The sequence below is a fragment of the Serinicoccus shuyuelongi genome (assembly GCF_045032955.1).
GTDB lineage: Bacteria > Actinomycetota > Actinomycetes > Actinomycetales > Dermatophilaceae > Ornithinicoccus.
The window spans coordinates 694,609-717,666 of sequence record NZ_JBJFZU010000002.1; the positions used below are offsets into that span (position 1 = coordinate 694,609).

The 23,058-nt window shown below is 72.5% G+C and carries 24 protein-coding genes and 1 riboswitch; of the genes, 17 read left to right on the plus strand and 7 right to left on the minus strand.

What is annotated here, in order from left to right; translation table 11 throughout:
- Positions 1–5 precede the first annotated feature (5 nt).
- The gene (locus ACI3EY_RS03505; protein ID WP_405039428.1) at positions 6–539 is read right to left on the minus strand and encodes a DUF7010 family protein; all 534 of its coding nucleotides are present in this window, start codon (positions 537–539) and stop codon (positions 6–8) included.
- Between the two features lie 74 nt (positions 540–613).
- Here ACI3EY_RS03505 and ACI3EY_RS03510 point away from each other — a divergent pair, with 74 nt between their 5' ends.
- Positions 614–1,156 carry a GNAT family N-acetyltransferase gene (locus ACI3EY_RS03510; RefSeq protein ID WP_405039429.1) on the plus strand — a complete coding sequence of 181 codons (543 nt, stop codon included), beginning with the start codon at positions 614–616 and terminating at the stop codon, positions 1,154–1,156.
- On the opposite strand, the gene ACI3EY_RS03515 is transcribed toward ACI3EY_RS03510, so the two are convergent.
- From ACI3EY_RS03515 to ACI3EY_RS03525, 3 genes are all read right to left on the minus strand, one after another.
- The gene (locus ACI3EY_RS03515; protein WP_405039430.1) at positions 1,122–1,775 is read right to left on the minus strand and encodes an HNH endonuclease; all 654 of its coding nucleotides are present in this window, start codon (positions 1,773–1,775) and stop codon (positions 1,122–1,124) included. The two genes, ACI3EY_RS03510 and ACI3EY_RS03515, sit on opposite strands and share 35 nt — an antisense overlap.
- Positions 1,776–1,812: 37 nt before the next feature.
- Positions 1,813–2,526, minus strand: coding sequence for a DUF222 domain-containing protein (locus tag ACI3EY_RS03520; RefSeq protein WP_405039431.1), 714 nt, complete (start codon positions 2,524–2,526; stop codon positions 1,813–1,815).
- A gap of 116 nt (positions 2,527–2,642) precedes the next feature.
- Entirely contained in the window at positions 2,643–3,053 is a 411-nt protein-coding gene (locus ACI3EY_RS03525; RefSeq protein ID WP_405039432.1) for a VOC family protein, read from the minus strand.
- Between the two features lie 94 nt (positions 3,054–3,147).
- Here ACI3EY_RS03525 and ACI3EY_RS03530 point away from each other — a divergent pair, with 94 nt between their 5' ends.
- The 4 genes from ACI3EY_RS03530 to ACI3EY_RS03545 all read left to right on the plus strand — a co-directional run bounded on the left by ACI3EY_RS03530 (position 3,148) and on the right by ACI3EY_RS03545 (position 6,899).
- On the plus strand, positions 3,148–4,170 hold the full coding sequence (locus ACI3EY_RS03530; RefSeq protein WP_405039433.1) for an o-succinylbenzoate synthase: 1,023 nt from the start codon (positions 3,148–3,150) through the stop codon (positions 4,168–4,170).
- 121 nt (positions 4,171–4,291) lie between these two features.
- Positions 4,292–5,560, plus strand: a complete 1,269-nt coding sequence (locus tag ACI3EY_RS03535; RefSeq protein WP_405035745.1) for an ammonium transporter — start codon at positions 4,292–4,294, stop codon at positions 5,558–5,560.
- A gap of 179 nt (positions 5,561–5,739) precedes the next feature.
- A complete protein-coding gene (locus ACI3EY_RS03540) occupies positions 5,740–6,147 on the plus strand; it encodes a cold-shock protein (protein WP_405035746.1) in 408 nt (135 codons plus the stop codon).
- Between the two features lie 5 nt (positions 6,148–6,152).
- The gene (locus ACI3EY_RS03545) at positions 6,153–6,899 is read left to right on the plus strand and encodes a DUF3027 domain-containing protein (protein WP_405035747.1); all 747 of its coding nucleotides are present in this window, start codon (positions 6,153–6,155) and stop codon (positions 6,897–6,899) included.
- On the opposite strand, the gene ACI3EY_RS03550 is transcribed toward ACI3EY_RS03545, so the two are convergent.
- A complete protein-coding gene (locus ACI3EY_RS03550; RefSeq protein WP_405039434.1) occupies positions 6,886–7,119 on the minus strand; it encodes a hypothetical protein in 234 nt (77 codons plus the stop codon). The two genes, ACI3EY_RS03545 and ACI3EY_RS03550, sit on opposite strands and share 14 nt — an antisense overlap.
- An 18-nt stretch (positions 7,120–7,137) precedes the next feature.
- On the opposite strand from ACI3EY_RS03550, the gene ACI3EY_RS03555 reads away from it, so the two are divergent.
- From ACI3EY_RS03555 to ACI3EY_RS03590, 8 genes are all read left to right on the plus strand, one after another.
- A complete protein-coding gene (locus ACI3EY_RS03555) occupies positions 7,138–8,598 on the plus strand; it encodes an NCS2 family permease (protein ID WP_405039435.1) in 1,461 nt (486 codons plus the stop codon).
- A gap of 70 nt (positions 8,599–8,668) precedes the next feature.
- Positions 8,669–9,115 carry a MarR family winged helix-turn-helix transcriptional regulator gene (locus ACI3EY_RS03560; RefSeq protein ID WP_405039436.1) on the plus strand — a complete coding sequence of 149 codons (447 nt, stop codon included), beginning with the start codon at positions 8,669–8,671 and terminating at the stop codon, positions 9,113–9,115.
- Entirely contained in the window at positions 9,112–10,392 is a 1,281-nt protein-coding gene (locus ACI3EY_RS03565; RefSeq protein WP_405035751.1) for an MFS transporter, read from the plus strand. Before ACI3EY_RS03560 ends, ACI3EY_RS03565 begins: the two co-directional genes overlap by 4 nt.
- Before the next feature lie 89 nt (positions 10,393–10,481).
- A complete protein-coding gene (locus ACI3EY_RS03570) occupies positions 10,482–12,296 on the plus strand; it encodes a gamma-glutamyltransferase family protein (RefSeq protein ID WP_405039437.1) in 1,815 nt (604 codons plus the stop codon).
- A gap of 57 nt (positions 12,297–12,353) precedes the next feature.
- Complete coding sequence (locus tag ACI3EY_RS03575; RefSeq protein WP_405039438.1) at positions 12,354–12,752, plus strand: hypothetical protein; 399 nt, start codon at positions 12,354–12,356, stop codon at positions 12,750–12,752.
- Entirely contained in the window at positions 12,749–13,444 is a 696-nt protein-coding gene (pdxH, locus tag ACI3EY_RS03580; RefSeq protein WP_405039439.1) for a pyridoxamine 5'-phosphate oxidase, read from the plus strand. Before ACI3EY_RS03575 ends, pdxH begins: the two co-directional genes overlap by 4 nt.
- Positions 13,445–13,484: 40 nt before the next feature.
- Positions 13,485–14,162: a metal-dependent transcriptional regulator gene (locus ACI3EY_RS03585; RefSeq protein WP_405035755.1), complete on the plus strand. Its 678-nt coding sequence runs from the start codon at positions 13,485–13,487 to the stop codon at positions 14,160–14,162.
- A gap of 244 nt (positions 14,163–14,406) precedes the next feature.
- Positions 14,407–14,551, plus strand: a riboswitch (cyclic di-AMP (ydaO/yuaA leader).
- The gene (locus ACI3EY_RS03590) at positions 14,550–15,416 is read left to right on the plus strand and encodes a C40 family peptidase (protein ID WP_405039440.1); all 867 of its coding nucleotides are present in this window, start codon (positions 14,550–14,552) and stop codon (positions 15,414–15,416) included. It overlaps the preceding riboswitch by 2 nt.
- A gap of 104 nt (positions 15,417–15,520) precedes the next feature.
- Here ACI3EY_RS03590 and ACI3EY_RS03595 read toward each other — a convergent pair whose 3' ends face one another.
- Positions 15,521–16,609, minus strand: coding sequence for a hemolysin family protein (locus ACI3EY_RS03595; protein ID WP_405039441.1), 1,089 nt, complete (start codon positions 16,607–16,609; stop codon positions 15,521–15,523).
- Positions 16,606–18,054 (minus strand): hemolysin family protein, encoded by a 1,449-nt coding sequence (locus ACI3EY_RS03600; RefSeq protein WP_405039442.1) that lies wholly within the window; start codon positions 18,052–18,054, stop codon positions 16,606–16,608. Before ACI3EY_RS03600 ends, ACI3EY_RS03595 begins: the two co-directional genes overlap by 4 nt.
- Positions 18,055–18,172: 118 nt before the next feature.
- On the opposite strand from ACI3EY_RS03600, the gene ACI3EY_RS03605 reads away from it, so the two are divergent.
- The 4 genes from ACI3EY_RS03605 (at position 18,173) to ACI3EY_RS03620 (ending at position 23,018) form a co-directional block, all read left to right on the plus strand.
- Entirely contained in the window at positions 18,173–18,586 is a 414-nt protein-coding gene (locus tag ACI3EY_RS03605; protein WP_405035759.1) for a FluC/FEX family fluoride channel, read from the plus strand.
- Entirely contained in the window at positions 18,583–18,954 is a 372-nt protein-coding gene (locus tag ACI3EY_RS03610) for a fluoride efflux transporter FluC (protein WP_405039443.1), read from the plus strand. The genes ACI3EY_RS03605 and ACI3EY_RS03610 overlap by 4 nt, the downstream gene beginning before the upstream one ends.
- A gap of 132 nt (positions 18,955–19,086) precedes the next feature.
- Positions 19,087–20,310: a metallophosphoesterase family protein gene (locus ACI3EY_RS03615; RefSeq protein ID WP_405039444.1), complete on the plus strand. Its 1,224-nt coding sequence runs from the start codon at positions 19,087–19,089 to the stop codon at positions 20,308–20,310.
- Positions 20,307–23,018 carry an AAA family ATPase gene (locus ACI3EY_RS03620; protein WP_405039445.1) on the plus strand — a complete coding sequence of 904 codons (2,712 nt, stop codon included), beginning with the start codon at positions 20,307–20,309 and terminating at the stop codon, positions 23,016–23,018. The genes ACI3EY_RS03615 and ACI3EY_RS03620 overlap by 4 nt, the downstream gene beginning before the upstream one ends.
- Positions 23,019–23,058 lie beyond the last annotated feature (40 nt).

Consider the following 23,058-nt stretch of genomic DNA (forward strand, 5'->3'; position numbering starts at 1 on the left):
TCAGCCTAGGTGGTCACCAGTGCGGCCACGGCCCCGAGGACGAGGGTCGAGCTGACCAGGGCACAGACCACCGGCCCCGTCGAGGCACGCCGGGTGGTGGTGGCCACCAGCACCGCGGTACCCACGACGACGAGCCCGCCGACGACGAGGTAGACCGGGGTCGCGTACAGCCAGGCGTAGGGGACGAAGTGGACCGCCAGCATCGTCGCCAACGTGGCCACCGCGAGGGTGTGCCGACCGGTGGCCACCAGGACGGCGGCCAGCGGCAGGGCGAGCAGCTGTCCCGCAGCGAGGTAGACCGACAGCGAGCCGAGCGCAGGGTCGGTCGGACGGGGCCCCTCCGCCACCAGCCAGGTCAGCAGCAGCCCGAGCGGCACGCCCACCATGCCCTGGAACAGCGCCGCGTAGGCACCGGCCCGGTCCCCGAGGCGCCACCCGACGACGGCGGCGACACCCCAGGTGACCCCGAAGGCGAGCAGGAAGCCGAAGCCGCTGCGGTTCACCTGGGCGAGTTCGCGGAGGTAGTCCTGGGTGTCCATGGCGTCAACCTAGGCCGGGCCGGGTGTCGTGCCAGCATGCAGATGTGAGCCGACCTTCGTTACGGACGTCACGGATGGAGCTGCGACCGATGCGGGCCGAGCACCTCCCGCTGCTGCACCTGCTCGACGCAGACCCGGAGGTGATGCGGTACCTGACCGGGAGGGCCAGGACCCCGGAGGAGATCGACGCGTTCTGGGGGCCGCGGTGTGCCGACACCTCCGCCGACGCGCTCGGGCTGGGCTGGTGGGTGGGGTTCGAGGGGGACACCTTCGTCGGGTGGTGGGACCTCGGACGGAGCGACTCGGACGTCGGTGCGCCCGTGCGGGGGAGTGCGCCGGAGATCGGCTGGAGGGTTCGCCGCGACCGGTGGAGGCACGGGCTGGCCACCGAGGGTGGCCGGGCACTGCTGGGGCACGCGTTCGACACCGTGGGTGTCCGTTCGGTCTGGGCCGAGACGATGGCGGTGAACCTGGGCTCGCGCGGGGTGATGCGCAACCTCGGTATGCGCCACGTCCGGACCTGGCAAGGGCAGTGGGACGACCCGCTGCCCGGGGTGGAGCAGGGGGAGGTCCGGTACGAGATCACCGCTGCCGCGTGGCGGGCGGGTCACCGGTAGCGAAGGCGGGCAGCTGCGGTGGCGGGGGCCGGTAGTGCTCCGGCGGTGGAGGCAGCGCCCGGGGCCGTTCCCGGGCGAGGTTGCAGCGCTCACACAGCCCGCGACCGTTGTCCGCCGTGGTGAGCCCACCCTCGCTGAAGCGGGTGATGTGGTCGACCGTGCGCAGCGGGGCGTCGCACCAGGAGCTGCGGCAGGTGCGGTCCCGGGCGATGACCAGCGCCCGGATGCCCCCGGTGAAGAGACGACGGCGCGGGTCGCGGTCGCGGAGGACCCCGGTCCCGGGATCGACGTAGAGACGGCGCACCCATGCCCTGGCAACTTTCGCGACGCCTGGGGTGGTCGTGGTGGTCAGGGCCGGTGGCCCGGCCGACGTCACCCGAGCCGCGGGCGTCCCGTGCACCAGGGTGCACCGAGCGCTGGTGCAACGGATCCCGTCGGGGCAGGGCTCACCCTGCGCACTGCCCTGGACCGGTCCGGTGGCAGAGGGGCGCAGGAGGCCCCGCGCCAGCTCGGCTGGGATCGGCCCATAACCCTGTAGTTCGGCCGCCTCGTTGGTCCCGGCCAGCAAGGCGGTGTCGGTCATCACCAGACCGACCTCGACGTCGATGCCGTCGACCACGGTCCTCCCGGTCAGCCGGGCAGCAGCTCGTCGGCCATCAGCTGGGCCAGGGTCCGCGGGTCACCGCTGGCTCGTCGGGCCACCGCGTCCCGGTGCAGCGCCGCGTGGCAGGCCACGGCCTGGGCCGCCGGGCGGAGAGCAGGGCCATCACGTCCGGGACAGGTCGGATCGACACACCCCGGTCGGCGGCGGCCCGACGGGCCCTCCGGACGAACCCTGCCGGGTCCACCTCGTACACCAGGCCTCGGGTGAGGGCGCCGATCTCCTTGGTCGAGGCTCCCGTCAGCAGCGGTGCGAGGCGGGTGTCGACCTCACCGCGGTCGGTGGTCGACAGGCAGACGGTGGCCTCGGTGACCACCCGCGCCTGGAAGCCGCTGATCCTGCCCTCCTGCAGGGCGGTGAAGGTGCGGGGCATCTCCGTCGACAGCGCCCGGGCGCTGGTCAGCTCCCGGGAGGCCATCGCCGGGGAGGTCATCCGCACCGCCGCGAGATCGTCGGCCACCGAGGCGCCCGCCCGTGAGCGGGCCACGCCGTCCCGCACCTGGCCCGCGACCTGGCTGTCCCGGAAGTCCACCTGCAGCCGCACGGAGACGGCGGCCGCCGACCGTGTCGCCAGCTCCAGCTCGCGCAGCGCCGACAACCGCTCGTCGTCGGCGAGCGCGGTGAGGTCTGCGCCCGCGAGGGCCGTGCGGAACGAGGCGATCGCGTCGGCCAGCGGTGACGCGGCATACGCCTGATCCGTCCGTCCCACGACCCACACCCCCTCGGTGCCGACAGCCGATCCCCCGATCGACCTTCTTCCCTCAGGATATCCGCAACCACGCGGTGAAGTCAAACATATGTTCGAATCACCACGGCGTGTCCGTCCTAGCGGTCACGGCTGGAGAGCACACAGAACTCGTTGCCCTCCGGGTCGGCCAGCACCGTGAACGTGTCCTCCTCGCTCTGCCCGACGTCCACCGTGGTGGCGCCCCGCTCCAGCAGCTGCCGGATCTCGGCGTCCCGGTCCTGGCTGGTGTGCGGGGCGAGGTCGATGTGCAGCCGGTTCTTCACCTGCTTGCCCTCCGGGACCGGCACGAAGACCAGGCCCTGGCCGCGGCGCATCCACGCCTGCAGGTCCTGCTCGGGCTGCTCGTCCTCCAGGGCGAACCGCGGGATGACCACCGCCTCCTCGGGGGTGTCGTAGACGACGGTCCAGTCCAGCGACTCCGCCCACCAGTGCGCCAGGGCCTGGGGGTCGGTGCAGTCGACGACCACGGTGTACCACTTGAGTGTCATGCGCCTCATCGTGTCGTGCGCACGCCTCGTCCGACAGGGGCGGCGCACATCGCGAGGACACCTGGCGTCCGCGATCCGGGCCTACTCTGCTGGGGTGACCCCCGAGACCGAGGACCTGCTCGCCGCCGCCACCGTGGTGCGCCTGCCGATGCGGGTGCGTTTCCGCGGGGTGACGGCCCGCGAGGCGGTGCTGCTCGAGGGCCCCTCCGGCTGGGCGGAGTGGGCGCCCTTCCCCGAGTACTCCGATGCCGATGCGGCGCGCTGGCTGGGGGCGGCGATCGAGGCGGGCTGGGGGGAGCTCCCCGCGGCGGTGCGGACGGAGGTCGGGGTCAACGCCACGGTGCCCGCGCTCGCCCCCGAGCAGGTCGGTCCGGTGCTGGCCCGCTACGACCGGTGCCGCACGGCCAAGGTCAAGGTCGCCGAGGCCGGCCAGCAGCTCGCCGACGACCTCGCCCGCGTCCGCGAGGTCCGTGCGGTGCTGGGGCCGACGGCCAGGATCCGGGTCGATGCCAACGGTGCCTGGACGCTCGCCCAGGCGGTGGAGGCGCTCACCGCCCTCTCCGCGGTCGGCCTGGAGTATGCCGAGCAGCCGTGCGCGAGCGTCGAGGAGCTCGCCGAGCTGCGGCTGGCGCTGGCACGGGCCGGCGTCGACGTGCCGATCGCCGCGGACGAGTCGATCCGCCGGGCCGAGGACCCGCTGCGGGTGGCGCGGATGGGCGCCGCGGACCTGGTGGTGGTCAAGGTCGCGCCGCTGGGCGGGGTGGCTAGGGCGACGCGCGTCGTCGAGGGGGCCGGGCTGCCCGCGGTCGTCTCCTCCGCGCTGGACACCTCCGTCGGGCTGGCGCTCGGGGTGCGGCTGGCCGCGGCGCTGCCCCGGCTGGAGCACGACTGCGGACTGGGCACCGCCGCGCTGCTCGAGCAGGACGTGGTGCCCGCCCCGCTGCTCCCGGTCGACGGCAGGATCGACGTCTCCCGCGCCGACGCGACCCGGGGCGCGGTGTCGCGGGAGCGGCTGGCGGCATATTGCGTGGAACCGGGCCGGGACTCCTGGTGGCGGGAGCGGCTCACTCGTTCAGCAAAGATTTACGCGACGGAAACCTGGGCAACACAGTCGTAACACCATCTGTCTGTTCCCCGAAACATCCTGCGACTTGACTGGGCGTCACGGTGATGGCACCCCCACCCCGACGGCGTGACACGGGGGGTTCCGTCGCACCACCCCACAAGGAGGCAGAAAGATGGAACTCTCGACCACTGACGTCTGGATCATGGTGTCGGCAGCGCTGGTGCTGCTCATGACGCCGGGTCTCGCATTCTTCTACGGAGGCCTGGCGCGTGCCAAGGCCTCCATCAACATGGTGATGATGTCCTTCGTCTCCATCGGGCTCGTCGGTGTCGTCTGGGTCCTCTGGGGATACGGGATGTCCGCCGGCCCGGCCCTGCTCGGCGGCGTGCTCGGCAACCCGGTGCCGGACTTCGGCCTGGCCAGCTCGGTCGGCACCGGCGACCTGATCGGCATCGGCTTCGGCGCCACCTTCGCCATCATCACGGTGGCCCTGATCTCGGGCGCGGTCGCCGACCGCACCCGTTTCGTCTCCTGGTCGATCTTCGTGCCGATCTGGGTCACCCTGGTCTACTGCCCGCTCGCCTTCATGGTGTGGGGCGGCGGACTGCTCTCCGCGGACGGCGCCATCGGCAGCACCTTCGGTGAGGCGATCGACTTCGCCGGCGGCACCGTGGTCCACATCAACGCCGGTCTGGCCGCCCTGGTCCTCGTCTACATCATCGGCTCGCGCACCGACTTCCGCGCCAAGGGCTTCCACAAGGCGCACAACGTGCCGCTGCTGATGATCGGCACCGCGATGCTGTGGTTCGGCTGGTTCGGCTTCAACGGTGGTGCCGCGGGCACCGCCGAGGAGGCCGGCCTGATCTGGGTCAACACCCTGGTCGCACCCGCCGCCGCGATGCTCGCCTTCCTGGTGACCGAGCGGGTCCGCGACGGTCACGCCACCTCCAGCGGCGCCGCCGCCGGGGTCGTCGCCGGTCTGGTCGCGATCACCCCCGCGTGCGCCAACGTGTCCCCCCTGGGCGCGCTGGCGCTCGGCATCCTGGCCGGTGCCGGCGCCGCGCTCGCGATCGGCCTGAAGTACAAGTTCGGGTATGACGACGCGCTCGACGTCGTCGGTGTGCACCTGGTCGCCGGCATCATCGGCACCGTGGCCCTGGGCTTCATCGCCCTGCCGGTCGACGGCGAGGGTGGTGGCCTGCTCTACGGCGGCGGCGTCGACCAGCTCGTCGCCCAGGTCGTCGCGACGCTGTTCGCGATCGTCTACACCGGGGTGATGACCACCATCATCGCGCTCGCGATCCACAAGACCATCGGTTTCCGGGTCAGCCCGGAGGACGAGGCCCGCGGGGTCGACCTGTCGGAGCACAGCGAGTCCGCCTATGCCTTCGGCGATGAGTCCGCCTCCTACGACCCCATCGCCGAGGAGGCCCGCGTCTAGTCGCTCGGGGCGACGTAGCGAGCCCGAGCGGGGCACCCACGGCTTAGGCCGGGGGTGCCCCGCTCGGCTGTGCGGGGTCGGGGGTCACGGGCGGCCCCGCGAATCGCGTTCGACCCGCGTCGTCCTGGGAGATATCCTGAGTTGATCCCGTTCCACCATCGACACACGTGAGGTGCCCCGTGCCCACCGGCAAGGTCAGGTTCTACGACGAGGACAAGGGCTTCGGCTTCCTGTCCAGCGACGAGAACCCCAACGCTGACGTCTACGTGCCGCGCTCCGCGCTGCCCGAGGGTGTCGGCGCGCTCCAGCGGGGCAGCAAGGTCGAGTTCGACATCGTCGCGGGCAAGCGGGGGGACCAGGCGCTGCACGTGCGCCTGATCGACCCGGCGCCCTCGGTGTCCCGAGGCCTCAGCATCCGTGACCGCAAGCCTGCCGAGGACATGGTGGTCGTGGTCGAGGACCTCATCACCCTGCTCGACCAGGCGTCCACGTCGCTGCGCCGCGGCCACTACCCGGACCGCTCCCACGGAGCGGCGATGGGCAAGGCCCTGCGCGCGGTCGCCGACCAGTTCGAGGCAGGGAAGTAGACCGCATGCCGACCCCCAAGATCGACACCATGCTCTCCGGGGCTGTCGAGGTGGCCCTGGCCGCCGCGCAGGAGATCGGCGAGCCGGGGACGGTCGGCGAGCACCTCGGGGCGGTCGCCGAGGGCGACCGTCTGGTGACCCACTACTTCACCTGCACGGCGAGCGGCTACCCCGGCTGGCGCTGGGCGGTCACCCTGTCCCGGGTGCCGCGGGCGCGCCGGGCCACCATCAACGAGGTGCACCTGGTGGCCGGCGAGGGGGCCCTGCTGTCCCCGGAGTGGCTGCCGTACGCGGACCGGCTGGCGCCCGGCGACATCGGCCCGGGGGACCGTACCCCGTTCACCGAGGACGACCCGCACCTCGAGGCCGGTTTCGAGGCCACCGGGGAGGAGGACGTCGACGAGGTCGCGCTCTGGGAGCTCGGGCTCGGACGGCCGCGGGTGCTCTCCGCCGAGGGCCGTGACGCGGCCGCCACCCGGTGGAACGAGGGCGAGCACGGCGCCGGCAGCGAGAGCGCCCGTCAGGCCCCGGCCCCCTGCCGCACGTGCGGGTTCTTCCTGCCGCTCGCCGGCGCGCTCCGGGCGAACTTCGGCATCTGCGCCAGCGCCTGGTCCCCGGCCGACGGCACCGTCGTCGCTCTCGACTTCGGCTGCGGGGCGCACAGCGAGATCGACGTCGAGAAGCGGGCGGCCGAGAAGATCGACCCCCCGGTGCTGGACGAGGAGAACGAGCTCGTCTTCAGCGAGCTCTGAGCCCGAGGTGGGCCAGGGTGCCCAGGGCCATCCCGGCCACCGGCACCCATACCCACCATCCGTCCCCCGGACCGGGTAGGCCCGGCACCAGCAGCAGCACCGCCAGCACGACCGCCCACGCCAGCACGCCGACCGTGAGGACGGTCGTCGTCCGGAGCCCGACCTCGGGCACGCGCACCTCGTGGTGCCGCTGGTCAGGGTGCTCGGCGGGGGTCGTCACAGCACTACGCTAACCCCCATGTCGACGACCGCGCGTGACACGCGCCCGCCCTTCCTCGACCGCTTCTTCCAGATCTCCGAGCGTGGCTCGACGCCGGCGCGCGAGATCCGCGGTGGTCTGGCCACATTCTTCACGATGGCCTACATCGTGGTGCTGAACCCGTTGATCATCGGCACCGTGCCCGACGGCACCGGGGAGCTGCTCGCCGGGGGCGACCTGGCGGTCATCGCGGCCTGCACCGCACTCATCGCCGGGCTGCTGTCCATCCTGATGGGGATGTTCGCCAACTACCCGCTGGCGCTGGCGACCGGCCTCGGGCTGAACGCCTTCGTGGCCTACGGCATCGCGAGCCTGGACGGGATGACCTGGGCCGACGCGATGGGCCTGGTGGTGCTGGAGGGGATCATCATCCTGGTGCTGGTGCTCACCGGGTTCCGGGAGGCGGTCTTCCGTGCCGTCCCCACCCAGCTCAAGACCGCGATCAGCGTCGGCATCGGCCTGTTCATCACCATCATCGGCCTGGTCGACGCCGGGGTGGTCCGCCGCCCCGCCGCCGGACCGGTGCCGGTCGAGCTCGGGGTCGGCGGCTTCCTGGCCGGCTGGCCCACGGTCGTCTTCCTGGTGGGGCTGTTCTCGATCGCGGTGCTGATGGCGCTGCGGGTGCAGGGAGCGATCCTCTACGGCATCGTCGGCGGCACGGTGCTCGCCATCGTCGTCGAGGCGATCTTCGAGATCGGCCCGCAGGCGCAGGACGGCTCCAACCCGACCGGCTGGGGGCTGGGGGTGCCCGCGCTGCCGGACAGCGTGGTGGCAGCCCCGAACTTCTCCCTGCTCGGGGAGTTCAGCCTGCTCGGCTCGGTGGAGGCGATCGGGTTCACCGCCCTCTTCCTGCTCGTCTTCACCCTGATGCTGGCCGACTTCTTCGACACCATGGGCACGATGGTGGCGGTCGGGGCGGAGGCCGGGCTGCTGGACGAGGACGGCAACCCGCCGCGCACCCGGCAGATCCTCGTCGTCGACTCGATCGGCGCGATCGCCGGCGGTGCCGGTGGGGTGAGCAGCAACACGTCCTACATCGAGTCCGCCTCCGGCGTCGGCGAGGGCGCGCGCACGGGGTTGGCCTCGGTGGTGACCGGGGTGCTCTTCCTGCTGACCACGTTCCTGTCGCCGCTGGTCGCGGTGGTCCCGCACGAGGCCGCCACCCCGGCGCTGGTGGTGGTCGGCTTCCTGATGATGCAGCAGGTCGTCGGGATCGACTGGGACGACATGGAGATCGCCTTCCCGGCGTTCCTGACGATCGTCTTCATGCCGTTCACCTACTCCATCACGGCCGGTATCGGCGCCGGCTTCGTCTCCTGGGTGCTGCTGCAGGTGGTGCGCGGCAAGGGCCGTGGGGTGCACCCGCTGATGTGGCTCGTCGGGGTGCTGTTCCTGGTCTACTTCGGGATCGACCCGATCCGCGGTCTGCTCGGCGTCTGAGCCCGCCCGCGCCCTTACCGGGCCACCGGGGTGATCGTTAGCCGAGGTAATGAGATAGGCTAACGATCGTATGCCTGACGCCGATCCCCTCACCGCAGCGTTGGCGCACGACCTCCGGATCGCCTGTATGCGGGTGGCGCGGAAGGTGCGCTTCGACGCCGACAACACCATCGCCCCGCACCGCTTCAGCGTGCTGGTCCGGCTGCACGACCGGCCCCGGACCCTCGGGGAGCTGGCCGCCATCGAGCAGGTCAGCGCTCCGAGCATCAGCCGCACCGTCGCCCAGCTGCACGAGCAGGGGTATGTCGACCGCGCCCCCGACCCGGACGACGGCCGGCTGGTGCACCTCTCGCTCACCGACGCGGGCCGTGAGGTCGTGGACCGGGAGCGGGCGCTGCGGGACGCCTGGATGGCGGCCCGCCTGGAGGGCCTGTCCGAGGGGGACCGCGAGCTGCTGCGCAAGGCGGCCGTGCTCATCGAGCAGGTGCTGGACGCGGACGGCAGGGAGTCCCGATGAGCGCGATGTTCTCCGCGCTCTCGGTACGCAACTACCGGATCTACGCCGCCGGTGCGATCGTCTCCAACACCGGCACCTGGATGGGCCGGGTGGCCCAGGACTGGGTGGTGCTGACCGAGCTGACCGACAACTCCGCGCAGGCGCTGGGCATCGTCACCGGGCTGCAGTTCCTGCCGATCCTGCTCTTCACACCGTTCGCGGGGGCGATCAGCGACAACTTCCCCAAGCGCCGGGTGATGCTCATCAGCCAGTCCGCGATGGCGTTCTTCGCGGTGCTCATGGGGGTCGCCGTGCTCACCGGGCACATGCAGCTCTGGCACATGTTCGTGCTCGCCTTCCTGTCCGGCACCGCGGCCGCCGTCGACGCCCCGGCCCGCCAGTCCTTCGTCTCCGAGATGGTGCCGAAGGCCAAGCTGACAAACGCCGTCGGCCTCAACTCGGCCAGCTTCCACTCCGGGCGGCTGCTGGGCCCGGGCGTCGCCGGCCTGCTGATCGCGGCCTTCGGCACCGGCCCCACGCTGCTGCTCAACGCGCTCACCTTCGTGGCGGTGATCGTGGCCCTGCTGATGCTGGACCCCCGCCAGCTGTCCAGCAAGCCGCGGACCGGGGAGCGGGGTCGGGTGCGCGAGGGCATCGCCTACGTGCGCGGTCGACCGGACATCATGCTGATCCTGGTCATCGCCTTCATGCACGGCACGTTCGGGATGAACTTCCAGCTCTTCAACGCGCTGATGTCGACCGAGGCCTTCGACAAGGACGTGACCGAGTTCGGCATCACCGGCTCCATCATGGCCATCGGCTCGCTCGCCGGCGCCCTGATGGCAGCGCGCCGGGAGCGTCCCCGCTGGCGGCTGCTGCTGGGGTCGCTGGCCGCGTTCGCGCTGTGCACCCTGCTGCTGGCCTTCTCGCCCAGCTTCACCCTCTACACGCTGCTGCTCATCCCCACCGGGTTCTTCGCGCTGAACGTCATGGTCAGCGCCAACTCGATGGTCCAGCTGACCGTCGACCAGCACGTCCGGGGCCGGGTGATGGCCCTGTACATGACGATCTTCATGGGGGGGACGCCCCTCGGGGCGCCCTTCCTGGGGTGGTTCGCCGAGCAGTTCGGGCCCCGGGCTGTCATCCTCATCGCCACCGTGATGTGCGGCGGCACCGCGATCCTTGCGACCATCTACGTCATGCGCCACGACCAGCTCCGGCTCCGCTTCCGTGCGACCTGGCCGCGGCCGGTCCACCTGGTCCGGATGACCGAGCCCCTCCCCGAGAAAGTGACTTGAGCATGAGTGCCCGCACCCGCCGTGTCGTCGTCCTGCTGGCCCTGGCCGCCCTGGTCCTGGTCCCCGTCCTCGCGACCCTGGGCTGAGCCATGACCTTCACCACCAGGCCCACCCTCACCGGCACCCTCGGGATGGTCTCCAGCACGCACTGGCTCGCCTCCCAGGCCGGGATGGCGATGCTCGAGCAGGGCGGCAACGCCGCCGACGGTGCCGTCGCCGCCGGCTTCGTCCTGCAGGTCGTCGAGCCGCACCTCAACGGACCTGGCGGGGACCTGCCGCTGATCGTCGCCGGTGGCGACGACCCCGCACCGCGGGTGCTCTGCGGGCAGGGGCCGGCCCCTGCCGGTGCCACCCCGGAGCACTTCGCCGCCGCCGGTCTCGACCGGGTGCCCGGCTCAGGGCCGTTGGCCACCGCGGTGCCCGGTGCGGTCGACGCCTGGCTGACGCTGCTGCGGGACCGCGGCACCCTGTCCGCACGGACGGTCCTGGCCCCCGCCGTGCACTACGCCCGGCACGGGCACCCTGTGCTGGAGCGGGTCAGTGCCACCATCGACCGGGTCAGCGACCTCTTCACCCAGGACTGGCACACCTCCGCGCAGCAGTGGCTGGTCGACGGCGCCGCCCCGCAGCCGGGGTCGCTGGTGACCAACCACGCCTGGGCCGACACCCTGGACCGGCTGCTCGCCGAGGAGGACGCCGCCGGTCGCGGGGGTGGTGGTCGTGAAGCCGGTATTGACGCCGTGCTCCGTGCCTGGCGTCAGGGCTTCGTCGCCGAGGCCATCGGTGCCTTCGCCCGCCGGGCCTTCCGGCACAGCGGTGGCGCCGTGCTGCCGGGCGTGATCACCGCCCAGGACGTGACGTCCTTCGAGGCGACCTGGGAGGAGCCGGTCACCACCCAGTGGCGTGGCCACACGATCGCCAAGACCGGTACCTGGGGGCAGGGCCCGACCCTGCTCCAGGCGCTCGGGATGGCGGACGAGGCGACGGGCGCGGGAGCCGACCTGGACCTGGACACCGTCGAAGGCGTGCACACCCTGGTCGAGGCGTGGAAGCTGGCGATGGCCGACCGGGAGGCCTGGTTCGGCGACAGCGCCGGCGCCGACGCGGTGCCTGCGACCGAGCTGCTGGCCGCCGACTACCTCACCCAGCGGGCCTCGCTCATCGAGCAGCAGGCATCCCGGGAGCTGCGCCCCGGCTCGCCCGGCGGTCGCAGCCCGCGGTTGGCCGAGCAGGCCCTCCGGGCGCAGGCCGGCACGGTGGACGGTGCTGCCGACGCCTCGACCGGCGAGCCCACGGTGCAGCGGGACGGTGACACCCGCGGTGACACCTGCCACGTCGACGTCGTGGACCGCTGGGGGATGCTGGTCTCGGCGACCCCGAGCGGCGGCTGGCTGCAGTCCAGCCCGTTCATCCCCGAGCTCGGTCTGGCCCTCGGCAGCCGGTTGCAGATGATGTGGCTCGAGCAGGGGCTGCCCAGCTCGCTGATCCCGGGTCGGCGGCCCCGCACCACCTTGTCGCCGACCCTGGTGCTGCGCGACGGCGTACCGGTCCTGGCCTGCGGCACCCCTGGCGGTGACCAGCAGGACCAGTGGCAGAGCGTCTTCCTCGTCCGGCACCTGGTCGGCGGGGAAGGCCTGCAGCAGGCCGTGGACTCGCCGGTCTTCCACACCACGAGCTTCCCCGGTTCGTTCCACCCCCGGGCCAGCGAGCCCGGCGTGCTGGTGGCCGAGTCCCGGCTCGGCGACGACGTGCTGGACGGGCTGCGCGCCCGCGGGCACCAGGTCCTCGACCAGGGTCCGTGGAGCCTGGGGCGGATGTGCGCGGTCGCGCGCGACCCGGAGAACGGGCTGGTCAGCGCGGCGGCCAACCCCCGGGGAATGCAGGGGTATGCCGTCGGGCGTTGACCTGAGCAGGCGCCACCTACGCTGGTGGTGCATCCCGACGGACCCAGGAGGACATTCGTGCCCGGAGGCAAGACACGTCTGGCGCGTCAGGCGATCAAGTACGGCCCCGTCGTCTACGCCCTCGCGCAGCGCTACGGCCCCCAGGTCGTGGACCAGATCCTCAAGCAGCGCGAGCCCGCCCAGCGGATGGTGCAGGAGCGGGCGGCGAAGGCGCGGTCCAACCCGCGCAAGCACGCCCTGGCGCACGCCGAGACGGTGGTCGAGGGCTCGCTGCAGCAGGTCTTCCACCGCGGGCAGCCCTACTGGGTCGTCTTCTCGCGCAACGAGCCGGTCGGGGTGCACCCGCACACCGACGCCCCCTTCGACACGCTGCTGCTGAACACCGACCCCGGCAAGCGGCAGACCCCGGACGCCCTGCGGCGCACGGTGCACCTTCCCCGACGGCCCGGGCGATGAGCGCGGACGGGCGGACCGGCTCCGACCGCGTCGACTACACCGGGGAGGGCCTGTCCGAGGCGCAGGCCCCGGACGCCCCGCTGCTGGTGGTGCAGGCCTGGCTGGACGAGGCGATCGTGCGCGGACGGGAGCGGGGTGACGTCCCCGAGCCCACGGCGCTCTCGGTGGCGACGGTGGACGCGGATGGCATGCCCGACGTGCGCACCGTGCTGATGCGGTACCTGGACGCGACCGGCCCGGCCTTCTTCACCGGACTGTCCTCGGCCAAGGGACGGCAGCTGGCCGCCCGACCGGTGATGGCCGCGGCCCTGACCTGGCCCTCGATGTTCCGGGCGGTCCGGTTCCGCGGGCAGGCCCACCAGCTGGACCGGGACCTGGTCACCGACTACTTCCGCAGCCGGCCCTACGGCTCCAGGATCAGTGCGCACGCGTCGGCGCAGAGCTCTCCGGTGGCGGGTCGGGCCGAGCTCGAGCAGACCTACCGCGACTGCGAGCAGCGCTGGCCGGACCACGGCGACCCCGAGGACGTCCCCGTCCCCGAGCACTGGGGTGGCTTCCGTCTGGTGCCGGACAGCGTGGAGCTCTGGGCCGGACGGCGCGGACGCCTGCACGACCGGATCGTCTGGGACCGTCTGGGCCCGGGCGGTCTGGACGACCCGGCCGCCTGGCGGCGCGGGCGGCTCCAGCCCTGACCGCTGGGCGAACGTCGGACCCGACTCCTAGGATGGGCACGTGACTGACCTGATCGACACCACCGAGATGTATCTGAAGATCATCTTCGAGCTGGAGGAGGACGGCGTGCTTCCCATGCGCGCCCGGATCGCCGAGCGGTTGGGTCAGTCCGGCCCGACCGTCTCCCAGACGGTGGCGCGGATGGAGCGGGACGGTCTGCTGGAGCTGGCCGAGGACAGGCACCTGGTGCTCACCCCGGAGGGTAGGACGGCTGCCGTCCGGGTGATGCGCAAGCACCGGCTGGCCGAGCGGCTGCTGATGGACGTCATCGGGCTCGACCCGGCCTTCGTCCACGACGAGGCCTGCCGGTGGGAGCACGTGATGAGCGAAGAGGTCGAGAAGCGCATCCTCTCCCTCGTCGAGGACGGTGCCCGCTCGCCCTACGGCAACCCGGTTCCCGGTCTGGAGGAGCTCGGTCAGGAGCCGGCACCGCCGGCCGACGGGCGACCGTGCAGCGAGCTGGCCCAGGGGCAGTCCCGGGACGAGGCCAGGGTGGTGCGCCTGGGCGAGCCGGTCCAGGTCGATCCGGAGGTGCTGGGGCTGCTGCTCGAGTCCGGGGTGCGTCCCGGCGCGCAGGTGGTGGTCTGGGCCGAGGACGGACGGATCATCGTGGAGGCCGTGGGCGGCGAGGCCGTATCCCTGCCGGTGGACGTGGCCGCACACATCTTCTGCGTCTGAGCGTCACCGATCTGTGATGTGAGATGACTCACTCGCACTCTGGGAGCTTGCGGTGAGATCGGGCATCCCTGCAGGTCAGAGGGGGTGTGACGGGTGGGGCTGACGAGTCTTGTCCACAGCGTCGTTACCGGAGCGTGACATTCGCGGGACGTGCTGTGTAGCCTGAGTGGGTCCTTCTCCCTGGAAGGGCCCCCACGGTGCGACACCGCCGAGTCCTGTCTGCGCGTTCGTGGGGCCGTGGCACGTTCGAACACCGCTGACAGGAGCGGGGGAACCACCTTGCGGGACCGTGACGGTCCCTTGGGGCGAATGATCCGGCGCCCACCGGACCATGGGGTACTCCACCTCAAGCCCGACAGCTCACCCCGTAGGCACTGGAGGAACCACATGACCCAGCACGCCCCCGGTCGGCACCGTCGGCCCGGTCGTCTCAGCACGACCAGCACCACCCTGACCCGGTCCGCCGCGGTTGCCGCCGCCTCCACCGGCCTGCTGGCCGGTGTCGCCCTGTCCGCACAGGCCACCCCTGAGGTCTCCCAGGAGCCGAACGAGGGCCTGCAGCGCCTCGGCATCGAGGTCAGCGCGGACCGCACGCTGACCGTGGACCGCCCGGCCCAGGCCGCGGCCGCCCCGGCGGACATCTCCGCCGCCAGCTTCGGCACCAGCGGCTTCACCGCCGCCACCCCCGTCGTGGAGGCCGCGCCCGTCGTCGAGGCCGTCCCGGCCGTCGCCGAGGCGCCGCCCGTCGACGCAGCGCCCGTCGAGGAGGCCGCGGCCGAGCCGGTCGCCGCCCCCGAGCAGGCCACCCAGCAGGTCGCCGCCCGCGAGGACACCGGCGCCAGCCGCTCGCAGGAGCGCACCGCCGCCCCGGAGCCCGCGCCCGAGCCGGTCGCCGCCCCCGAGCCGGCCGCGCCGGCACCCACCGGTGGCGTGCTCAGCGTCGCCGCCGCCTACACCGGCATCCCGTACGTCTACGGCGGCAGCACCCCGGCCGGCTTCGACTGCTCCGGCTACACGCAGTTCGTGTTCGCCCAGGCCGGGATCTCCATCCCGCGCACCACCTCCGCGCAGCAGGCCGCCGCCACCCCGGTGAGCAACCCGCAGCCGGGCGACCTGGTGTTCTACGGCTACCCGGCCTACCACGTCGGCATCTACGCCGGCGACGGCATGATGTACGACTCGGGCCGCCCGGGCATCCCCACCCAGCTGCGCGCCGTCTTCGGCGGCGTCTCCGGCTACGGGCGCATCGGCTGACCCAGCACCCCTGAGCTGAGCGAAGGGCCCCGTCCGCATCGCGGACGGGGCCCTTCGTCGTCTCGTCGTTCCTCCATCACCACCGGGCGTCGCCCGTGGTTGCGTCAGGCCCCGACGACCTGCTGCTCGGCGGCCGCTGGTGCCTCGTCGGACTCGTCGTCGAACTCGCCCAGGATCTGCTCCAGGATGTCCTCCATGGAGGTCATCCCGACGACCCGGCCGTGCTCGTCCCGCACCAGCGCCAGCTGACCACGCTGCTGACGGAGGCTGGAGACGGCGTCGATCAGCGGCATCGTCGCGGGAAGCGAGGCCACCGGCTGCAGGAAGTCCCCCAGGGACTCCGTGCGGCGGCCCTGGGCCGAGGCGAGGATCGCGTCGCGCACGTGCACCAGGCCACGGATCCGCTGCTGGCGGTCGCGACCGACCGGCTCCACCACGAAGAGCCGCGAGCGGCCGCTGCGGTGGCTGATCTGCTCGACGTCCGCGGCGGTGCCCGCCCGGGGGATCGTGACGGCGTCAGTGGTCGGGAACATCACCGACGCGACCGTCTCCTGCTCCAGGCGCAGCGCGCCGGTGAGGATGCGGTGGTCGGCGTCCTCCAGGACACCGTGCTCGTGCGACTGCGCCAGCAGCAGCTGCAGGTCGGCAGGCGTCTGGGCGTTGCCGAGCGCATCGACCGGGTCGATCCCGCCGAGACGCAGCAGCTGGTTGGCCAGGGAGTTCATCAGCCACAGCACCGGTCGCATCACCCAGGTGAACGCGCGGAACGGCAGCGCCAGCATCATCGCCGAGCTCTCCGGGTGCGAGATCGCCCAGGACTTCGGGGCCATCTCGCCGACCACCATGTGCAGGAAGACGACGACCGAGACCGCGATGGCCACGGCGACCGCGTGCACGATCACGTCCGGGACGCCCAGCGCCGAGATCAGCGGCTCCATCATGTATGCAAGGGCGGGCTTGGCCAGGGCACCTAGGGCCAGCGTGCACAGGGTGATGCCCAGCTGGGCGCCGGCGAGCATGAGCGACAGCTCGCGGGAGGCCTCGACGGCCGCGCGGGCGGCACGGCTGCCGTTCTCCGCGTGCTCCTCGAGCCGGTGCCGCTTGGCGGCGACGATGGCGAACTCGGCGGCCACGAAGAAGCCGTTGGCCACCAGCAGGAAGACGCTGAACAGCAGGGCCTGGGTGGTACTCATCGGGCCGCCTCCAGCTCGGCGGCGTCGACATCCGGACCGGCGATCACCAGACCGTCACCCAGCTGCTGCCGCTCCTCCGGACCCAGGTCACGCCATACCGAGGCTGTCCTGGTCACCATCGGGTGCAGGGCGACCACCTCCGGGACGAAACGCTGGGTGCTGACCACGTCGACCCGGCTGAGGTGCATGTACTCCTCGCCCTCGCCGTCGCGGCTGGTCCAGGTGACCAGCACGCTGTCGCCGACCTCGGCGGTGCGACCCAGCTGGTCCAGCACGAGGCCGGACAGGGTGTCGTAGTGCTCGTGCTCGGGCAGCTCGACCCCGGTCAGCTGCGCGACCTCGTCGATCCGCAGTCGTGCCGAGAGGTCCCAGATGCCGTTGGCGCGGGCGGCGCTGGTCGCCTCCTCGTCATCGTCCTCGTCCCAGATCTCGCCGACGACCTCCTCGGCGACGTCCTCGAAGGTGACGATGCCGGCGAAGCCGCCGTACTCGTCCACCACCACGGCCATCTGCTGGTGACCCTCGCGCAGCGCCTCCAGCACCCGCGGCAGCGGCAGCGACTCGGGCAGGATGAGGGCGTCGTCGGTGAGGTCCCGGACCAGGGCCGTGCGGCGCAGGTCGGGGTGGACGGCGAGCAGGTCGTTCAGGCCGATGACGCCCACGATGTCGTCGATGTCGCGACCCACCACGGGGAAGCGGGAGTGGCCGCTCTGCAGCGCCTCCAGGACGGTCCCGGCGTTCTCGTCGGCCTGGATCGTCTGCACCGAGGTGCGCGGCGTCATGACCTCTTCCGCGACTCGGTTGCGGAAGGCCAGACCGCGTTCCAGCAGGGTGGACAGCTCCGCGTCCAGGGTGCCGCCGCTGTGCGACTCGGCGATGATCCGGGTGAGGTCCTCGGGGGTGGCCCCCTGGGGCAGCTCCTCCACCGGCTCGATGCCCACCGAGCGCAGCAGCGCGTTCGACGCCTTGTCGAAGAGCGTGATGACCGGTCCCAGGATCGTCAGGTAGATGAGGGTGCTGCGGGACAGCGCCCTGGCCAGCGGGACCGGCCGGGCGATCGCCCAGTTCTTCGGTCCGAGCTCGCCGATGACCATCTGCAGCACCGTCGAGAAGACCAGGGTGCCGATGGAGAACAGCGAGATCATTGCTGCCCGGGCCAGCAGACCGGCGTCCGCGTAGGACTCGGTGAGGCCGCGCACCAGCAGGGCCTCGCCGAGGTAGCCGACGAGGAGGGCGGTCACGGTGATCCCGAACTGGGCGCCGGAGAGGGTGAAGGAGAGCCGCGCGGTGACGGTCAGGGCCCGCTTCGCCGCCGGGTCCCCCTGGTCGGCCAGCTGGCGGAGCTTGCCGCGGTCGACGCTGACGTACGCGAACTCCTGGGCCACGAAGTAGCCGGTCATGACGGTGAGGACGATGATCACGACGACGCCGCTCGCGATCAGCACGAGGTGCCCCCTGCATCTCGGAGAAGCCGGGCGTCACCCGGCTGAGGACTCGCAGGTTGCGCGCCGGCGCACGAACTGGTCATCCTCCGAGTGTACGGCCAGCGGTAGTCTCAGGCCGGTGTTCTCCCCAGCCGCACGACGGCACCCGGGTCCCGCACCGGCCACCCTGCTCGTCGTCGGCGCCGGGGGAGCGGTCGGCGCGGTGCTGCGCTGGGCCCTCGAGCTGGCTGTCCCGACCACCTCCGGATGGCCCTGGGGCACGCTGCTGGTCAACGTCCTGGGGTGCGCCGCGATGGCCGCGCTGCTGGTGGCGGGGGAGTTCCGCTCCTACCCCTCCTGGGTGCGACCAGGGCTGGGCACCGGGTTGCTGGGTGGGTTCACCACCTTCTCCACGTATGCCGTCCAGGTCGCCGTCCTCGGCACCGCGGGTCCGCTGCTCGCGGCCGGCTACCTGGTGCTGACGCCGGTGCTGTGCGTCGGGGCGGTGGTAGCCGTCGGTCTGCTCGCGCGGCCCGGGGCGGGGGAGCCGTGAGCCTGCCGGTGCACCCGGTCCTGGTGGTGCTGCTGGTGGCCCTCGGTGGTTCGGTGGGGGCGGTGCTGCGGCATCTGGCCTCGACCTCACCGCTGGATCCGGTCCGGGGGGTGCTCCTCGTCAACCTGGTGGGCGCCGCCTCGCTGGGGGTGCTGGTGGGTCTGGGGCCGGTGCTGCCCGGGTGGCTCTTCCTGCTGCTCGGGACGGGGGTGTGCGGCGCGGTGACCACGTGGAGCACGCTCGCGGTCCAGACCTGGGAGCTGGGACGGGAGTCGTGGCGGCGAGCAGCGGCATACCTCGGGGTCAGCGTGACGCTCGGAGTCGCCCTGGCGGCCCTGGGGTATGCGCTCGCCACCGCCCTGCGCTGAGGTCTACCGCAGCGGGCCGAGCCCCGGCCCGGGGCTGGTGGGGCAGGTGGGGCAGACACGTGGCCCGGGCTCCCGAGGTCTGTCGGTGTCCTCTCCTACCGTGGAGGCACGACCCGAGGAGAGGAGGATGACGTGGTCCGGTTCCTGCACACCGCCGACTGGCAGATCGGGATGACCCGACGCTTCCTCGAGCCGGAGGCACAGTCCCGCTTCACCTCCGCCCGCGCCGACGTCATCCGCACGCTGGGAAGGGTGGCCGCCGACCAGGGGTGCGCCTTCGTGGTCGTCTGTGGCGACGTCTTCGAGAGCAACCACCTGACCGGGCAGACCGTGCGCCGGGCGCTGGAGGCGCTGCGCTCCGTCCCGGTCCCGGTGTATCTGCTGCCCGGGAACCACGACCCCCTGGACGCCGCGTCGATCTTCCGGTCCGACCTCTTCCTCGCTGAGGTGCCGGACCACGTGCACGTGCTGGACCACCCGGGGGTGCACCGCCTCGCCGACGGTGTCGAGCTGGTGGCGGCCCCCTGGACCAGCAAGCACCCGGGTCGGGACCTCGTCGCCGAGGCGGTGCAGGCGCTGCCCGAGGGACCGGCCCCGGACGGGGTGACCCGGGTGGTGGTCGGGCACGGCGGCGTCGACGACTTCGACCCGCAGTGGCGCGACCACGCGACGATCCGCACCGGGGTGCTGGCCGAGGCCCTGGACGGCGGCCGGATCCACTACGTCGCCCTGGGGGACCGGCACTCCCGCACCGCGGTGGCCGGCCGCGACGACATCTACTACGCCGGCACACCGGAGCCCACCCGCGAGACCGAGATCGCCCCCGGGGAGGTCCTCGTCGTCGACGTCGATATCGACGCCGGTCCCGGTGCTGATCCAGGTGTGCGGTACGCGCGGGTGCAGGTGACCCCGCACCCGGTCGCCAGCTGGTCCTTCCGGGTGATGGACCGGCAGGTGGACACCGATGCCGACCTGGACGCGCTGGACGCGGAGCTGGCGGCGGTGCCCGACAAGGACCGGGCGGTGGTCTTCCTGAACCTGCGGGGCACGCTCGGCGTCGCCCAGCACGCCCGGTTGGAAGTGCTGCGCGAGCGCCACCGGGACCACCTGGGCGCGCTGGTCGAGCGGGACCAGCACCGAGAGGTCGTCGTCGTGAGCGACCAGCAGGAGTGGGGTGAGCTGGGCCTCGGCGGGTTCCTCGGATCCGCCGTGGACGAGATCAGGGTGGATGCGGAGCAGGCGACCGGGGAGCCCGCCCCGCAGGACGAGCCCTTCGTGGCCGGGCGACCCGACGACGGGGACAGCGCACGGGACGCGTTGTCGTTGCTCTACCGCCTCTCCCGGAGCGCGTCATGAGGGTGCACCGGATCACCGTGCGGGACGTGCGCGCCGTGACCGAGCGCACCGTGCACCTCCCGGACTCCGGGGTCGTGGTGGTCGAGGGACCCAACGAGATCGGCAAGTCCACCCTGCTGGAGGCCTTCGACCGACTGCTCGAGCTGAAGTCCACCTCGAGCAGCGCGCGGGTCCGGGCGCTGCAGCCCATCGGGCGGGACGTCGGACCGTTCGTGGAGGCCGAGTTCACCGTGGCGGGACGCCGGGTGCGGGTCGCGAAGCGGTGGCTGCGCAGCCCGCTCACCGAGCTCGAGGTGCTGTCCCCGGACCCCGAGCAGCTGACCGGTTCCGCGGCGCAGGCCCGCCTGGAGCAGCTGCTCACGGGAGTGGACACCACGCTGTGGGAGGCACTGCGCTTCACCCAGTCGGGCGACGGCACGGTGGTGCCGCTGGTCTCCAGCGGCGTGCTCCGGGAGGCCCTGGACGGTGCCGCCGACGCGCGCCTGCACGACGACGGTGGGGAGAGGGTGCTGGACCTGGTGGAGGAGGAGTACCTGCGGTACTTCACCGCCCGCACCGGACGCCCGAGCGGCGCGTACCGAGCAGCGATCGCCGACCACACCGAGGCCCAGGGCGAGGTGGCCGAGGCGCACCGGCGGCTGGTCGAGGCCGAGGGCCTGCTGGAACGGCACGCCCGGGCCGGCGAGGACGTCGAGCTGGCCGACGCGCGCCGCACGGCGGCTCGCGCCGAGCTCGCCGACGCGCAGGCACGCCACCAGGCCGTCGCTGCGCTCGAGTCGACGCTGCGCGAGGTGACCTCCCGGTGCCGCGAGACCGAAGGCCGTGCGGGCGCCGCAGACGGTGCGCTCGCCTCCCGTCGTCGTCAGGTCGCCGAGGTGGACACCCTCCGGGCGGGGGTGGAGCAGCTGCAGCAGCAGCTGGCCGACCTGACCGAGCAGGCGCACCTGCTGGATCCCGTGCTGCGTGACGCCCATGCCGCGGTGGAGCAGGCCGAGGTGGCCGGGGAGCAGGCCGACGCGCGGCTGGACCGCGCGCGGGCCGACCGCGAGCTGCTGGCGGACCGGGACCGTGTCACCGAGCTCGAGCAGCGGCTGGAGGACGTGCGGCGTCGCGGTGAGGTCGTCGCCCGTGACCGGGCGGCGCTCCCGGACGTCAGCGTGACCCAGCAGCACCTGCACCACGTGGACCGGCTGGTCCGCGAGCTGGCGGTGCTGGAGGCCCAGCACGAGGCGGCCAGCCCGCGCGTCGAGGTCCAGTCCCTCGGGACCACGGCCCAGGTCAAGGGGCGGCACGACCGGCGGGCGGTCGAGGTGGACTGGGCGGAGGCGCAGTCCTTCGTCGCCACCGACGACCTGGAGATCACTGTGCCCGGAGCGGTCCGGGTCCGGGTGACGTCCGCTGCCGACGCCGAGCAGCGGCTGACCAGCCTGGCCGCTGCCCGGGTCGCGGTGAACACGGCGCTCTACGACCTGGGTTGTCGCACCCTGGAGGAGGTCGTCGCCCGGGCGAGGGAGACCCAGGAGGCCCATGACCGGCTGCGGGAGAGCACCCGGGACCTGGAGTCGCTGCTCGTCGCGCACGGCACCGGCAGTGCCGAGGACCTGCAGGCCACGCTCGCCGGGGGCGCTCCTACCCGTCTCCTCGCCGACGTGGAACGGGCCCGTGCGCGGGTCGACGCCGCGACCGAGCGACGGTCCCTCGGGGAGGAGCCGCCGTCGGTGCTGCCCCGGGACGGAGAGGACGCCCGCCGAGCAGAGCAGGAGGCCGCCGACGAGGTGCGTCGGTGCCGCGAGGCGCGCCGCGCCGCGGCAGAGGCCCTGTCCGAGGGTCGGACCCGGCAGCGCGAGCTTGGTGCCCGGGCGGACCGGTTCGGCGGACGCCTGCACGGGGAACGGGAACGGCTCTCGCTGCTGGTCGAAGCGCTGCGGGCTGCCCGGGAGGAGACGTCCGACGAGGATCTCGAACGGCACGCCCACCGCCTCGCAGAGGAGCTGGCGGACGCGCGGACCGAGCAGCAGACGGCCCAGCAGGCGGTCATCCGGGCCGACGTAGACGGGCTGCGCGAGCGGTGGGCGGTGACCCAGCGCGAGGCGGCCCGCGCCGAGGATGCGGCTGAGGTGGCCCGCGAGATATTGCATACCCTGAACGGGCAGGTGGAGCTGGCTGCCAGCGAGGGGCGGCAGGAGCTCTACGACCTTGCCGAGGCGGACCTGGCCGAGGCCGAGCGCCGTCTCGCCGGCCTGGACCGTCGGGCGCGTGCGGTGCGTCACCTGCGCGGCACCCTGCACCAGCACCGGGACGCCGCCCACCGCGCCTACGTGCGTCCGTTCACCGAGGCCCTCGAAGGACTGGGCAGGCAGGTCTACGGCGACACCTTCGGGGTAGGTGTGGACGAGGACCTCAGCGTGCGGTCCAGGACCGTGGACGGCACCACGGTGCCCTTCGACCAGCTCTCGGGTGGGGCCAAGGAACAGCTGGGGATCCTCGCCCGGCTCGCGGTGGCGCACCTGGTCGATCCCCAGCAGGGTGTGCCCGTCGTCATCGACGACGCCCTGGGGTACAGCGACCCCGAGCGGCTGGCGCAGATGGGTCGGGTGCTCGGCTCCGAGGCCGCGGTGGGCGAGGACGTCCAGGTCATCCTGCTCACGTGCACCCCGCAGCGGTATGCCGCCATCCCGAACGTGCACACCATCCGGCTGACCGCGTAGGTCACGACTTCAGGTCGCGCCTGGGCGAGCTGGTCGTTAG